Source organism: Cupriavidus sp. GW822-FHT02D05 (genome assembly GCF_058802485.1).
The window spans coordinates 226,683-239,642 of record NZ_JBXAOE010000003.1; the positions used below are offsets into that span (position 1 = coordinate 226,683).

General features: G+C 66.9%; 11 protein-coding genes. 10 read left to right on the forward strand and 1 reads right to left on the reverse strand.

Going from position 1 to position 12,960, the window contains the following annotated elements:
• The first annotated feature begins 22 nt into the window (after positions 1 to 22).
• The 5 genes from prmA to AC1RQK_RS05880 all read left to right on the forward strand — a co-directional run bounded on the left by prmA (position 23) and on the right by AC1RQK_RS05880 (position 4,649).
• Entirely contained in the window at positions 23 to 937 is a 915-nt protein-coding gene (prmA, locus tag AC1RQK_RS05860; RefSeq protein ID WP_492376605.1) for a 50S ribosomal protein L11 methyltransferase, read from the forward strand.
• Between the two features lie 9 nt (positions 938 to 946).
• Entirely contained in the window at positions 947 to 2,518 is a 1,572-nt protein-coding gene (locus AC1RQK_RS05865) for a DUF3426 domain-containing protein (protein ID WP_492808013.1), read from the forward strand.
• 71 nt (positions 2,519 to 2,589) lie between these two features.
• A complete protein-coding gene (gene tpx, locus AC1RQK_RS05870) occupies positions 2,590 to 3,090 on the forward strand; it encodes a thiol peroxidase (protein WP_492376607.1) in 501 nt (166 codons plus the stop codon).
• A 121-nt stretch (positions 3,091 to 3,211) separates the two neighbouring features.
• Positions 3,212 to 4,159, forward strand: a complete 948-nt coding sequence (locus AC1RQK_RS05875) for a carbohydrate kinase family protein (RefSeq protein ID WP_492376608.1) — start codon at positions 3,212 to 3,214, stop codon at positions 4,157 to 4,159.
• A 22-nt stretch (positions 4,160 to 4,181) separates the two neighbouring features.
• Positions 4,182 to 4,649, forward strand: coding sequence for an outer membrane lipoprotein (locus AC1RQK_RS05880; RefSeq protein ID WP_492376609.1), 468 nt, complete (start codon positions 4,182 to 4,184; stop codon positions 4,647 to 4,649).
• A gap of 392 nt (positions 4,650 to 5,041) precedes the next feature.
• On the opposite strand, the gene AC1RQK_RS05885 is transcribed toward AC1RQK_RS05880, so the two are convergent.
• The gene (locus AC1RQK_RS05885; protein ID WP_492808015.1) at positions 5,042 to 5,641 is read right to left on the reverse strand and encodes a histone H1-like DNA-binding protein; all 600 of its coding nucleotides are present in this window, start codon (positions 5,639 to 5,641) and stop codon (positions 5,042 to 5,044) included.
• Between the two features lie 1,717 nt (positions 5,642 to 7,358).
• On the opposite strand from AC1RQK_RS05885, the gene AC1RQK_RS05890 reads away from it, so the two are divergent.
• From AC1RQK_RS05890 to AC1RQK_RS05910, 5 genes are all read left to right on the forward strand, one after another.
• Complete coding sequence (locus tag AC1RQK_RS05890; protein ID WP_492376610.1) at positions 7,359 to 7,841, forward strand: DUF2147 domain-containing protein; 483 nt, start codon at positions 7,359 to 7,361, stop codon at positions 7,839 to 7,841.
• Between the two features lie 338 nt (positions 7,842 to 8,179).
• Entirely contained in the window at positions 8,180 to 9,514 is a 1,335-nt protein-coding gene (locus AC1RQK_RS05895) for an MFS transporter (RefSeq protein WP_492374653.1), read from the forward strand.
• 14 nt (positions 9,515 to 9,528) lie between these two features.
• Positions 9,529 to 10,761, forward strand: a complete 1,233-nt coding sequence (locus AC1RQK_RS05900) for a metal-dependent hydrolase family protein (protein WP_492808018.1) — start codon at positions 9,529 to 9,531, stop codon at positions 10,759 to 10,761.
• 82 nt (positions 10,762 to 10,843) lie between these two features.
• A complete protein-coding gene (locus AC1RQK_RS05905; RefSeq protein WP_492808020.1) occupies positions 10,844 to 11,746 on the forward strand; it encodes a LysR substrate-binding domain-containing protein in 903 nt (300 codons plus the stop codon).
• A gap of 132 nt (positions 11,747 to 11,878) precedes the next feature.
• Positions 11,879 to 12,862, forward strand: coding sequence for a Bug family tripartite tricarboxylate transporter substrate binding protein (locus AC1RQK_RS05910; RefSeq protein ID WP_492374656.1), 984 nt, complete (start codon positions 11,879 to 11,881; stop codon positions 12,860 to 12,862).
• Positions 12,863 to 12,960 lie beyond the last annotated feature (98 nt).

The window sequence follows — 12,960 nt, forward strand, 5'->3', positions numbered from 1 at the left end:
AACTGATCGACAAGGATCGCCTGTGGCATTTCAGGAATGTGTGATCGAAATCGCACAAGACCAGGCCGAAGCCTGGTCTGACGCGCTGTTCGACCTCGGCGCGCTGTCGGTCTCGGTGGAAGACGCCGATGCCGATACGCCCGACGAGCAGCCGCTGTTTGGCGAGCCCGGCATGGAGCCGACCCGCCTGGCATGGAACCGCTCACGCGTGGTGGCGCTGTTTGACGACAGCGCCGACCCCGTGCTGGTGGTGGCCGCTGCCGCCAATGCGCTGGGCATCGACCCGGTGCCGGCTTACCAGCTGCGCCCCGTCGAAGACCAGGACTGGGTGCGCCTGACGCAATCCCAGTTCGCGCCGATCCGCATCGGCGAGCGCATCTGGGTGGTGCCGTCGTGGCACGATGCGCCGGAGCCCGACGCGGTGGTGCTGGAGCTGGACCCGGGCCTAGCCTTCGGTACCGGCAGCCATCCCACCACGCGGCTGTGCATGCAGTGGCTGGAACAGAACATCAAGGCCGGCGAAACGGTGCTCGACTACGGCTGTGGCTCGGGCATCCTCGCCATCGTGGCGCGCAAGCTGGGCTCGGGCGACACGCTCGGCATCGATATCGACCCCAACGCGGTGGAAGCCTCGCGCTATAACGCCGAGCGCAATCGCGTGGAGGCCACCTTCGCGCTGCCCGAAACCGTCTCCGAGGCCAGCTACGACCTCGTCGTCGCCAATATCCTGTCCAACCCGCTGAAGCTGATGGCGGCCATGCTGAGCGCGCGGGTTCGCCCCGGCGGCCGGCTGGTGCTGTCGGGCGTGCTGGAGCGGCAGGCTGACGAAGTCGCCGCGGCCTACGCGCCCTGGCTGCCCATGTCGGTCTGGCGCAGCGAGGAAGGCTGGGTCTGCCTGCATGGCACCCGCGGTGAAGGCCCCGGCACCCAGAGCTGAGCCCAGCCCATGGCCGCAGCCAAGCTCGTCACGCGTTGCCCGGCCTGTCGCACTGCCTTTCGGCTGGTGGCGGACCAGCTGCGGCTGCGCCAGGGGTTGGTCCGCTGCGGCCAGTGCGACACCGTCTTCGATGCACGCGAGCACCTGATCGAGTTGCCGGCGCCCGAGCCGGCAGCCGGCCCTGAGACCGTCGCGCAGGCAGGAGAAGGCATTGCCGCCCCTGCCCCCGCCACGCCCCCGGCACAGGAGGCGCCCGCCGAGCACGCGCACGAAGAAACACATGAAGAAGTACACAAGGCTGCCCGCGCACCGCGCGCCCCGCGCAAGCGGGCGCATGCCGTGGCGCACCCGGACACGGAAGCGCACCCAGCCGAAGCCACCGCCGTGCCGCACGAAGCAGCGCACGTCGACACGCCCCTCCAACACGACGCCGACGACAGCCGCCCCGCCGCGGCGCCCTTCGACCCCGGTTACGACCCTGGCTATGACGTGCCGGCGCTCGACGCGCCCACCGTCATGCTGTACCAGACGCAGGCGGAAGCAGACGAGGCAGTGCAGGCCGGCAACCATCGGACGGAGCCAGAAGCTGGCAACGCTGACGAGGACAAGGACAAGGACGAGGACGAGCCTTCCGCGGTGTTCGTGCCCGGCATCGTCGAGAGCGAGGAAGCTAGCCTTACCGCCGCCGCCGAGGCAGAGGCACCGCAGGCAAGCGAAGCACCCGCCTCCGCGGCGGAAGCAGCACCCTGGCCGCAACTCGACCCCAGCACGCTAGGCGACGACGATGCCACGCACACCGCGGACATCGCCGATACGGAAAAGGAAAGTGCTGCCGACATGGCGAAAGCGGCGAACGCAGCATCCGCCACCAGCCATGCCGCCACGAGCGCCGCCGCCAGCACCGAGGCCGACGCAGCGGCCATCCCGAGCGCAAGCGGCTACCTGCGCGCCGAAGCGCAGGACGATCTCCCCGAGATTCCCGAAGCGATCTCACGCGAGCAGGCGGAGCGGCCGTGGATGCGCAGCGACACGCCCGCCACCCCGTCCTTCGCGCCCGACTTCCTGCGCCACGCGCGTGAGCGCGATCCTGGCCCGGCCAGGCGCAAGCGCATGCTGCAAAAGCTGGCGACCGGGTTCCTGGTGATCGCGGGACTGCTGCAAGGCACCTACCTGGCGCGCAGCCAGCTGTCCGGCCGCTTCCCCGTATTGCGGCCCGCCTTCGAGGCGGCCTGCGCGCCGCTGGGCTGCGAGGTGGCGCCGTGGCGCGACATCGACGCCTTGCGCATCGAGAGCTCGCTGCTGCAAAAGCAGGATGACGAATCCGACGCCTACCTGCTTGCCGTGACGCTGCGCAACCAGGGCCGCGCCACCGTGGCGCTGCCGGCTATCGAGCTGGTCATGACGGACCTCCAGGACCAGCTCCTGCTGCGCAAGGTGCTCCAACCCGCCGACTACCTCGAAACCGAGCAGCAGGCCTTTGCCACGCATGGCCTGCGGGCAGGCACGGAGCTGCCGGTTCGGGTACGATTCCGATCGCAGCAAGCGGCGGCAAACTACCGCGTGCTGATCTTCTATCCCTGAATTCCATCTGGGCTCGCCGCCAATCCCGAGCGCCCCCGATTTGCGAGCCCACATTTCACACAGGAGCACATATGAGCAACGTCACCCTCGGCGGCAACGCCATCGAAGTCGGCGGCAAGTTTCCGCAAGCCGGCGACAAGGCCCCCGCATTCACGCTGGTCGGCAAGGACCTGAAGGATGTCACGCTTGCCGACTTCGCCGGCAAGCGCAAGGTGCTCAATATCGTCCCCAGCCTGGACACCCCGGTGTGCCAGGCTTCGGCCCGCAAGTTCAACGAAGCCGCCAGCGGCCTGGCCAACACCGTTGTGCTGACCGTCTCGGCCGACCTGCCGTTCGCCATGGGCCGCTTCTGCACCGCTGAAGGCCTGGCCAACGTGGTGCCGCTGTCGCTGATGCGCGGCGCCGACTTCAAGGGCAATTACGGCGTGGACATCAAGACCGGCCCGCTGGCCGGCGTGACCGCGCGCGCCGTGGTGGTGCTCGATGAGAACGACACCGTGAAGTACAGCGAACTGGTCTCGGAAATCAAGAACGAGCCGAACTACGACGCCGCACTGGCCGCGCTGAAGTAAGCGCGCCACCTGCCAGGCGCGGCCACCCGGCAAAACGGGTGGCCGTTTTTGCATTCAGGGGCACCGGCATGACCCGGTGGCCCCGTCAGCCCGCATTACGAGTACGAGAATTGGAGAGAGCATGTCCAGCCTGATCTGTGGCTCCGTTGCCTACGACACCATCATGACGTTCGAGGGACATTTCCGCGAACATATCCTGCCCGACCAGATCCACATGCTGAACGTGTCCTTCCTGGTCCCGTCCATGCGCCGCGAGTTCGGCGGCTGCGCCGGCAATATCGCCTACACGCTGAAGCTGCTTGGCGGCGACCCGGTGATCATGGCCACCGTCGGCGTCGACGCCGAGCCCTACCTGCAACACCTGCGCGCGCTCGATATCAGCACCGAGCACATCCGCACCCTGCCTGACACATTCACGGCGCAAGCGATGATCACGACCGACCTGGAGAACAACCAGATCACGGCGTTCCACCCCGGCGCGATGAACCAGTCGCAGCTCTCGCAGGTGCAGGACGCGCTCGGCGGCAGCAACGCGCCCGGCCTGGGCATCGTCGCCCCCGACAGCCGCGAAGGCATGCTGCACCACGCGCGCCAGTTCGCCGACGCCGGCGTGCCGTTCATCTTCGACCTGGGCCAGGCCATGCCGCTGTTCAACGGCGACGATCTGCGCCAGTTCGTTGAACTCGCCAGCTACGTGACGGTCAATGACTACGAAGCCCAGGTTCTGCTGTCGCGTACCGGCTGGACCAGCGATGAAGTCGCCGCGCAGGTCAAGGCGTTCATCGTGACCCACGGCGAAAAGGGCGCCACCGTCTTCGCCGACAAGCAGAAGTACAATATCGCCTCCGTGAAAGCGGATCGCGTCGTCGATCCGACCGGCTGCGGCGATGCCTTCCGCGGCGGCCTGCTTTACGGCATCGAACGGGGCTTCGACTGGGAAACAACGGGCCGGCTTGCCAGCCTGATGGGCTCCATCAAGATCGCGCACCAGGGTCCGCAGAACCACAAACCGTCGCGCGACGAAATCGGTGAACGCTTCCAGTCCGCTTTTGGCTACCGCTACGAGTAACACCTTTTCCGGGATTGATCCTATGCACACCCTGATTCGCACCAGCGCCATCGCGCTCGCCGCCGCAGCCACCTTGGTGGCTGGCTGCGCCGCGCAGTCGAATTCCGCCAGCATCTATACGCCGGGCCAGGCGCAGCGCGAGCAGACCTTGCGCTACGGCGTGGTCGAGACGGTTCGCGAGGTGCTGATCCAGGGCGACCAGACCGGCGCCGGCACGATCGCCGGTGGCGCCATCGGCGGCATCGCCGCCGGCAGCACCATCGGCAACGGCGGCGGCTCGGTGGCGGCCGGCGTGCTGGGCGCCGTGCTCGGCGGCATCGCCGGCAGCATGGCGGAGAACAAGATCAGCCAGCGCCGCGGCCTGGAAATCACCGTGCGCCTGGACAACGGCGATATGCGCGCCATCGTCCAGGACGCCGACGAAGCCTTCCGTCCGGGCGAGCGCGTGCGCTTGCTGTCGTCGGGCGGCACGACCCGCGTCACGCACTAAGCGCGGTACGCTGGACGGCATAGGGCGGCCCTGGGTGGCCGCGCAGCGGGGGTGGCAGCCTAGGTTGCCACCCCCGCTGCTCGATAGCTCCTGGCACGTCTGGATCGGTCTCCGGGGCCGCGCTCCACACACCGCAATACGATCCTGGCAAAGCGCTGCCTCCTTCACCGGAGCGGCGCTTTTTCTTTGCAGCGTTCCCGGCCCGGGTTCCCGTGTCCCGCGTTCCGTGCTCCGCTTGCCGTTCTTCGATCGCCCATGAAAAAACCCGCCGGGCTTGCACCATCGGCGGGTTGGCAAGACTAGCGTCTTGCGGACCGGATACGCAGTATCCGGTCAGTGCGGCACGCCCTGCGTGCCTTGGCAATTCCCAGCGGTAGCCGTTGCCGGCACGCTTACGGACGGGTGCCCGTGGGGAAAGGCCATGCCGCAGCCGGGTTCAGCGCGGTCTTGGCAGCTGCAGCGGGTGCAACAGCAGGTGCAGCGGCAGGCTTGGCAGGCGCGGCCTTCTTGGCAGCAGCCTTCTTGGCCGGTGCCTTCTTGGCAGCAGGCGCCTTCTTGGCCGGAGCAGCCTTCTTGGCAGCAGCCGCCTTCTTGGCGGGCGCGGCCTTCTTGGCTGCCGGCGCAGCCTTCTTGGCCGGTGCGGCCTTCTTGACGGCGACCTTCTTGGCCGGTGCGGCCTTCTTCGCTACGACCTTCTTGGCGGCAGCTTTCTTGGCCGGTGCGGCCTTCTTGGCTACAACCTTCTTGGCGGCGGCCTTCTTTGCCGGTGCAGCTGCTTTCTTGGCCGGCGCTGCCTTCTTCGCTACGACCTTCTTGGCGGCGACCTTCTTCACTGCAGCCTTCTTGGCCGGTGCAGCTTTCTTGGCCGGTGCTGCCTTCTTGGTGGCGACCTTCTTCACAGCGGCTTTCTTGGCCGGGGCGGCTGCCTTCTTGGCGGCCGGCTTGGCGGCGACCTTCTTAGCCGCCGGTTTCTTCTTTGCAGTCGTTGCCATGGATAACTCCTTCACTAGAGAGTGAATATCGAATGACCTAAGTTGGCGACCCGACCGACCCGAGGCGCGATACTGCGGTGCGACCCCAATCGAGCGAGCGATTCATCGGCGCACGGCGCGCGTTGTGGCCGCACGCTAATGAATTCGGTGGCAGGGGCACCGCGGCGCGCGGTGCGAATGTGGCCAAGCGGAGCCCACAGCCGGGCTTCTGACGCTTGCCGCGCCCTGGAATATTCGATCTGCCCGCGCCATCCGCCGGATCGGCGCGCGACATGAAAAGAGAGATATCGGCCGGCATTTCCGTGATGCGGGCCAGGCCACGCACACCACGTACGGCATTTTTTCGGGGGTAGTTCGCCCATCCCGTTACTGGGCCAAAGGAGACTGCACGCGTTTTAGAAAACCAGTACGGCTTGGTCTGCGTCAAAGTTCTAGTGCTCCTGAGCTACCTGTTTCATTGCATCGAAGTGGGTGGCGCTCATCGTTGCGCATCACGTCCAACCTCATCGTTGCATCTTGCTGTCTTGCCTGCCACGCAGCCATGCAATGAAGTGAGACTCTTGTCAAGGCGAATCATAATTCGTTTGTTGGGCGATGTTAAGAAAAAAGTGCAAAAAAACTTGCGCGCGAGCATGACAACTTCATCGTCTTCGTCGTTGCGCTGCGCTGACCTCGTCTTTGCTTGCGCGCGCCGCGCTCTCATCGCGTCTCTCGCACCCTCGCGACGCTGCTCGCGACCATGCTCGATGCAGCTTCGACACAGCATCGCGCGAGCGCGAAGACGTCGCTGGCGTGCTCCGGAATTCCGGCGTGCGCATCGCAGCCGGCGCGTCTTCCATGCCCTTCAGCAATGCCGATTTCCGCTCATTGTGTAAAGCCGGAAACCCGCATGCACAAAGGCTTTTGGGGAAGCAGAAAAATTCTGCGCGACAACCGTCGGCACGCGTTGCGCGAGCGCCGGGACGCGTGATGCCCGGATGCGATCGAGCGCTGCGAGGACATCGGCAACGCTACCGCGAAGACGCGCATCCGCAACGCGGCGCGCAGCGCGGACAGTGCGCGTCGCCTCAACCCGGCACGCACGCTCACGCGCAGCGCGCGCAGTGATGCGCCGACGCAACGGTTTGAGAATCGTCACCGCGACACGCGCTCTCCAACGATGCTCGAACGATGTCGACCACCATCTCGCACTCGCATCGCGCAGGCGTCATCGACACGTGAGATGCCCTTCCGAATCTCGCTTCGCTGGTGGTCTCGCCGGTGGTCTCACGGCAGTGTCGGCATGCGTCCGACAGCGGATGACTTCGCGCGTCGACCAGGGCGGCAGATCGCGTGGCGAGGCATCGGCTCGCGCACCATCCGAATGGTCTACTGCCAAAGGAGCAGGTCGCCGGTGCACGCAAGGAACGAGAGCGTGGATGGCCGCACGCGCCGGCGCCCCTGAGGCAGCAAGCACGCCGTGGCGCCCCCACTTGAAACGCATCGCTAGAGGATTGCTTCGAGTGCCGGGCAGCGGACAATTTGCTGCATGACAGAATCCGCCTGCTTCCAGACGCCAGGCCGGTCTGCGGCAGTTGCCGGGGGGGCTTTGGTGCGTACGCAAAGGCGGGCTGGCGATTGCAGCGAGAGCGCATCGCCAGTAGATTGGCGTACGCGCGCCGCCGGGCTGGCCCTGTGCTGGCATCATGGCGCGCACCAACTCGAAGAGGAGATCACGATGCACTTTACTGCCCCCCGCTGCGTCGCACGCGCCGCCGCCATCGCGGCACGCACCGCCGTGCTCGCCGGCGCGCTGCTGGGTAGCGCCGCTGCGCTGGCCCAGGCCACCCCCGCCGGCTCATGGAAGACCATCGACGACGCCACCGGCAAGCCGCGCGGCCTGGTGGAAATCAGCGAACAGAACGGCGTCTACAGCGGCAAGCTGGTCAAGAGCTTCACCGAGAACGACGGCAAGGCCAAGGTGTGCGACAAGTGCACCGACGCGCGCCGCGACCAGCCCATCATGGGGATGACCATCATCACCGGCCTGCGCAAGACCGGCGACAACGAGTGGAGCGGCGGCGAGATCCTCGACCCCGAAAGCGGCAAGCTCTACAAGACCAAGATGTCGCTGGCGGATGATGGCAAGAAGCTCAACGTGCGCGGCTTCATCGGCATCAGCCTGCTGGGCCGCACCCAGACCTGGGAGCGCGAACGCTAGCCTGCCACGACCGGCAATGCCGGTGCCACCGACGGCACCGGCATCATCGCCAGCTTGCCTGCGCGCATCGCCGCCGCGCCACCTCCGCCACACCCTCCCCCGCCCGCCCCACCACCCATGCCGCCCGCGCTCCCTTGCGCGGCATGCGGCCCGTTGCCTGCCATGCGCTGCCCGCATGACGACATGCGCAGAATTCGTTTTCGGCCCGGCGGCGCTGCTCCTACCATCGGACTACCTGCCGTGCGCCGATTGATCCCCGACCGCACCGGGCGGCGCTGCCACGCCGACCCGGCATCGACGCGGTGCGCGCAACGGGCCCGCCAACCCAGGAGGATGTCATGCACGCAAGCGCCCACCCAGAAGCGCCATCGAAGCCCCCAAGCGTCAGCGGCGCGCAACGCCGCCGCGCCATCGTCGCCACCGTGATCGGCAACGGTCTCGAGTGGTTCGACTTCACCGTCTACAGTTTCTTCGCCGTCATCATCGCGAAGCTTTTCTTTCCCACCGGCAATGACCTGTCTTCACTGCTGCTCGCGGTTGCCACGTTTGGCGTGGGATTCTTCATGCGGCCGGTCGGCGGCATCATCCTCGGGGTATACGCCGACCGCGTGGGCCGCAAAGCCGCGCTGTCGCTGACCATCCTGCTGATGGCGCTGGGCACCACCATGATCGGCCTGGCGCCCACCTATGATCAGATCGGTGTCTTCGCACCGCTGCTGATCGTGGTGGCACGGCTGCTGCAGGGCTTCTCCGCCGGCGGCGAGATGGGCGGCGCCACCGCCTTCCTGACCGAGTACGCCCCGGTGGAGCGCCGCGCCTACTACTCCAGCTGGATCCAGGCGAGCATCGGCGTGGCCGTGCTGCTGGGCGCTGCGGTCGGCACCTTCGTCACCTCCGCGCTGAGCACCGAGGCGCTCAATAGCTGGGGCTGGCGCCTGCCATTCCTGCTCGGCATCGTGATCGGGCCGGTTGGCTACTACATCCGCCATCACCTCGACGAGACGCCGACCTTCCGCGATGCCACCGACAAGTCGGACTCGCCGCTGACCGAAGTGCTGCGCGACTACCCGCGCCAGACCGCGGCCAGCTTCTCGATGGTGATCTTGTGGACGGTCTGCACCTATGTGCTGCTGTTCTATATGCCGACGTACTCGGTCAAAGTGCTCCATGTGCCGCAGTCGACTGGCTTCATCGCCGGCATGGTGGGCGGACTGGCGATCATGGTGTGTTCGCCGCTGGTCGGGCTGCTGGCCGATCGCATCGGGCGCCGCGTGCTGCTATCGGGTTCCGCGCTGCTGATCCTGGTGCTGGCTTACCCGATGTTCGCCTACATCAACCAGGCCCCGGGGCTGGCTTCGCTGGTGGTCTTCCAGCTGGTGTTCGGTATCTTGATCGCCACCTACACCGGCCCGATCCTGGCGGCGTTCTCCGAGCTCTTCCCGGCCAAGGTGCTGTCGACCGGATTGTCGGTGGCCTACAACCTGGCGGTCACCATCTTCGGCGGCTTCGCGTCGTTCATCATCACCTGGCTGATCGCCAGCACGGGCAGCACCATGGCGCCTGCGTTCTACGTGATGTTCGCCGCCGCCATCAGCCTGGCCGGCACGCGCCTGGTGCGCGAGCCCGCCTACCTGTGCCCGGCGCAGGCTACCCGAGCCGCTCAACCCGTCTAATGACTGTCCCGCGCATGAAACAGATCCTACTCAAGGGCGGCAACGTCCTCGACCCTGCCCATGGCAGCCTCCTGCAACGCCACGATGTGCTGATCGAAGGCGAGCGCATCGCCGACGTTTCGGCCGCGCCGATCCACGCGCCCGGCGCGCAGGTGATCGACCTCTGCGGCAAGACCGTGATGCCCGGGCTGATCGACTGTCACGTGCACGTGCTGGCGTCGCTGGCCAACCTCGGCCTGAATGCGGTGCAGCCTAATGTACTGGTGGCGTTGCGCGCCGTGCCAATCATGAAAGCCATGCTCGAGCGCGGCTTCACCACCGTACGCGATGCGGGCGGCGCCGACTGGGGCCTGTCGCAGGCCATCGAGACCGGCCTGGTACCGGGCCCGCGCATCTTCCCGTCCGGCAAGGCACTGTCGCAAACCGGCGGGCACGGCGACTTCCGCCCGCGCGCCGATGTGCTGGAGCCATGCTCGTGCGCCTTCCGTGCCGGCGCCATCGCACGTGTGGCCGATGGCGTGGATGCGGTGCGTCTGGCGGTGCGCGAAGAGATCCAGAAGGGCGCCACGCAGATCAAGATCATGGCATCCGGCGGCGTGGCGTCGCCCACCGACCCGATCGGCAACACGCAATACAGTGAAGACGAGATCCGCGCCATCGTGGCCGAGGCCGAGGCGGCCCAGACGTATGTGATGGCGCACGCCTATACCGGCCGCGCCATCGCGCGCGCGGTGCGCTGCGGCGTGCGCACCATCGAGCACGGCAACCTGGTCGACCGCGCAGCCGCGCGCGTGATGCGCGAGCATGGCGCGTTCGTGGTGCCTACCCTGGTCACCTACGAAGCGCTCGCGCGCGACGGCGCGCGCCTGGGCTTGCCGGCGGAATCGGTGGCCAAGATCGAAACCGTGCGCCAGGCCGGCCGCGACTCCCTCGCCATCTACGCGGAAGCCGGCGTGCCGATGGGCTTTGGCTCCGACCTGCTGGGCGAGATGCACCAGGACCAGTCGGATGAGTTCCGCATCCGCGCGGAGCTGCTCGGCAACCTGGAGGCGATCCGCAGCGCCACCTCGATCGCCGCCGCGATCCTGCAGCGCGAAGGCGAGCTCGGCACCGTGCGCGCCGGCGCGCTGGCCGACCTGATCGCGGTCGATGGCAACCCGCTGGCGGACATCGGTGTGCTGTGCGGCCAGGGCGAGCACCTGGCGCTGGTGATGCAGGCAGGACGGCTGCATCGCCAGCCGGGCTGAAATCAAACGCGATAGATGCGGCAAACGCGGGCGGACAGTGCCCGCGGACTATCATGGCGGCTAAACCGTTCCACTCGCCACCATGCGTATCTCCCCCCTTCCGCCGCTGCCCTGCCTGGTCGCCTTCGAGTCGGCCATGCGGCATGGCAGCTTCACCCGCGCCGCCAGCGAACTGCACCTGACGCAGAGCGCCATCAGCCGCCAGGTGGCGCAGCTCGAACACTTCCTTGGCAAGAAACTCTTCATCCGCGAGCCGCGCGCACTGCGCCTGACCGTGAGCGGCCAGGCTTATGCCGAAGAGGTGCAGCGCCTGCTGTCGGCCTGCGCCGAAGCGACCGAGGATGTGATGAAGCGCAAGGGCCATGCCGAGCTGACGGTGGCCTGCTCCTGCGGCGTCGCGGTGCTCTGGCTCACGCCCAGGCTGGCAGCCTTTCGCACCGCGCACCCCGACATCCACCTGCGCCTGCTGGTCAACGACAGCCTGGCCTCGCTCTCGCCCGCCGAGTTCGACGTGGGCATGTATTACCTGCGCGAGGGGCCGCCCGCGGGACTGGCATCGCGCCGGCTTTACGACGAAGACGTGTTTCCCGTCTGCGCGCCGCACTACCTGGCCGGCCGCCGGCTGGAGCCTGCGGACCTCCCCGGCGAGACCTTGCTGATGCTCGAAGACGGACAGCGCCAATGGATGTCGTGGCAGACCTGGCTGGCGCACAACGGCCTTGCGGACGCGCGGCCACCGCACAAGCTGGTGGCCAACCAGTATCCGATCCTGCTGCAGCTCGCCATCGAAGGCCAGGGCATCGCCCTGGGGTGGCGCCACATGATCGACCGCTGCCTGCAGGAAGGGCTGCTGGTGCGCGCCTGCGAGGCGAGCGCGAGCCTGGGCGGTGGCTACTACGCGGTGTGGCCGCAAGACCGCGCGGAGGCCGCGGCAGCACGGACGTTCCGCAACTGGCTGGCACAGCAGAGCGCGGAAAGCCAGTAACGGGGGCGCATGCGGATTCAGCGAATTGACAGGTTCGCTGGTTATGATCCGTCGCAGCAGCACCTGAGGACCTAGCACTTAACACCTAGCACCCGTGCAGCCGTGCACCCAAAACAGCCAATGGAGACAACCATGCGTATTCCCGCCACCAGCCGCGCGCTGGCCCTCGCCGTTCCCGCCCTGTTCGCCGCCGCCGGCTTCGCCACGCCCGCGCAGGCCACCGATGCCTGGCCGACTCACGTGATCAAGTTCGTCGTGCCGTTTACCGCCGGTGGCGCCAATGACCTGGTGGCGCGCGCTGCCGCCGACGCGGTTGGCAAGCGCCTGGGCCAGACCGTGATGATCGAGAACCGCCCGGGCGCTGGCGGCGTGGTGGGTGCGGACTACGTGGCCAAGGCCAAGCCGGATGGCTACACCTTCCTGATCGGCGCCGTAGGCACGGTCACCAACAGCCTGATCCGCACCAAGATGCCCTACGCGGCCGACGACCTGGTGCCGGTCTCGCTGGTCGCGGTGAGCCCATCCGTGATCGTGGTTTCGCCGTCCCTGCCGGTGAACAACCTGAAGGAACTGGTCGAGTATTCCAAGAAGCAGGCTTCGGGCGCCAACTTCGCCACCGCCGGCAGCGGCAGCACGCCGCACTTTGTCGAAGAGATGCTCAAGGAGAAAGGCGCGGTGCTGACCGTGGTGCCTTACAAGAGCGGCTCGGAGAGCATTACCGCAGTGATCGGCAACCAGGTCACGGCTACCTCCGAGGCCAGCGTGGTGGTGCTGCCCAACATCAAGGCCGGCAAGCTCAAGGCGCTGGGCGCGACCTGGGACAAGCGCATGAGCGCGGCGCCGAACATCGCAACCACCGCCGAGCAAGGCATGCCGGACGTGCGTATTGGCCACTGGGCCGGCGTGTTCGCGCCCAAGGGCACCGACCCCGCCATCCTCAAGAAGATGAACGCCGAAATGAGCGCCGCCATGCAAACGCAGGAAACGCGCGACCGGCTGATTCCCAACGGCATCGAACCCGCCGGCGGCACGCAGGAGAGCTTCATTGCCTTCATCAAGTCGGAGCGCGAGCGCCTTGGCCGTCTCGCAAAAAACGCCAACATGACGGCGGAATAAGAAATATTTTCAGCCGCCCCGACGACAAGGGCGGTGAATGTCTGTATCGGGCTCGTTACGTACGGGCCCGTTTCATTTTATAAATGTGCTCGATGCAA

Coding starts and splice junctions, on each gene's coding strand:
- AC1RQK_RS05900 (WP_492808018.1), top strand. CDS start 9,529: ATGAAACAGATCCTACTCAAGGGCGGCAACGTCCTCGACCCTGCCCAT.
- AC1RQK_RS05875 (WP_492376608.1), top strand. CDS start 3,212: ATGTCCAGCCTGATCTGTGGCTCCGTTGCCTACGACACCATCATGACG.
- AC1RQK_RS05905 (WP_492808020.1), top strand. CDS start 10,844: ATGCGTATCTCCCCCCTTCCGCCGCTGCCCTGCCTGGTCGCCTTCGAG.
- AC1RQK_RS05865 (WP_492808013.1), top strand. CDS start 947: ATGGCCGCAGCCAAGCTCGTCACGCGTTGCCCGGCCTGTCGCACTGCC.
- AC1RQK_RS05895 (WP_492374653.1), top strand. CDS start 8,180: ATGCACGCAAGCGCCCACCCAGAAGCGCCATCGAAGCCCCCAAGCGTC.
- AC1RQK_RS05880 (WP_492376609.1), top strand. CDS start 4,182: ATGCACACCCTGATTCGCACCAGCGCCATCGCGCTCGCCGCCGCAGCC.
- AC1RQK_RS05910 (WP_492374656.1), top strand. CDS start 11,879: ATGCGTATTCCCGCCACCAGCCGCGCGCTGGCCCTCGCCGTTCCCGCC.
- tpx (WP_492376607.1), top strand. CDS start 2,590: ATGAGCAACGTCACCCTCGGCGGCAACGCCATCGAAGTCGGCGGCAAG.
- AC1RQK_RS05885 (WP_492808015.1), bottom strand. CDS start 5,641: ATGGCAACGACTGCAAAGAAGAAACCGGCGGCTAAGAAGGTCGCCGCC.
- AC1RQK_RS05890 (WP_492376610.1), top strand. CDS start 7,359: ATGCACTTTACTGCCCCCCGCTGCGTCGCACGCGCCGCCGCCATCGCG.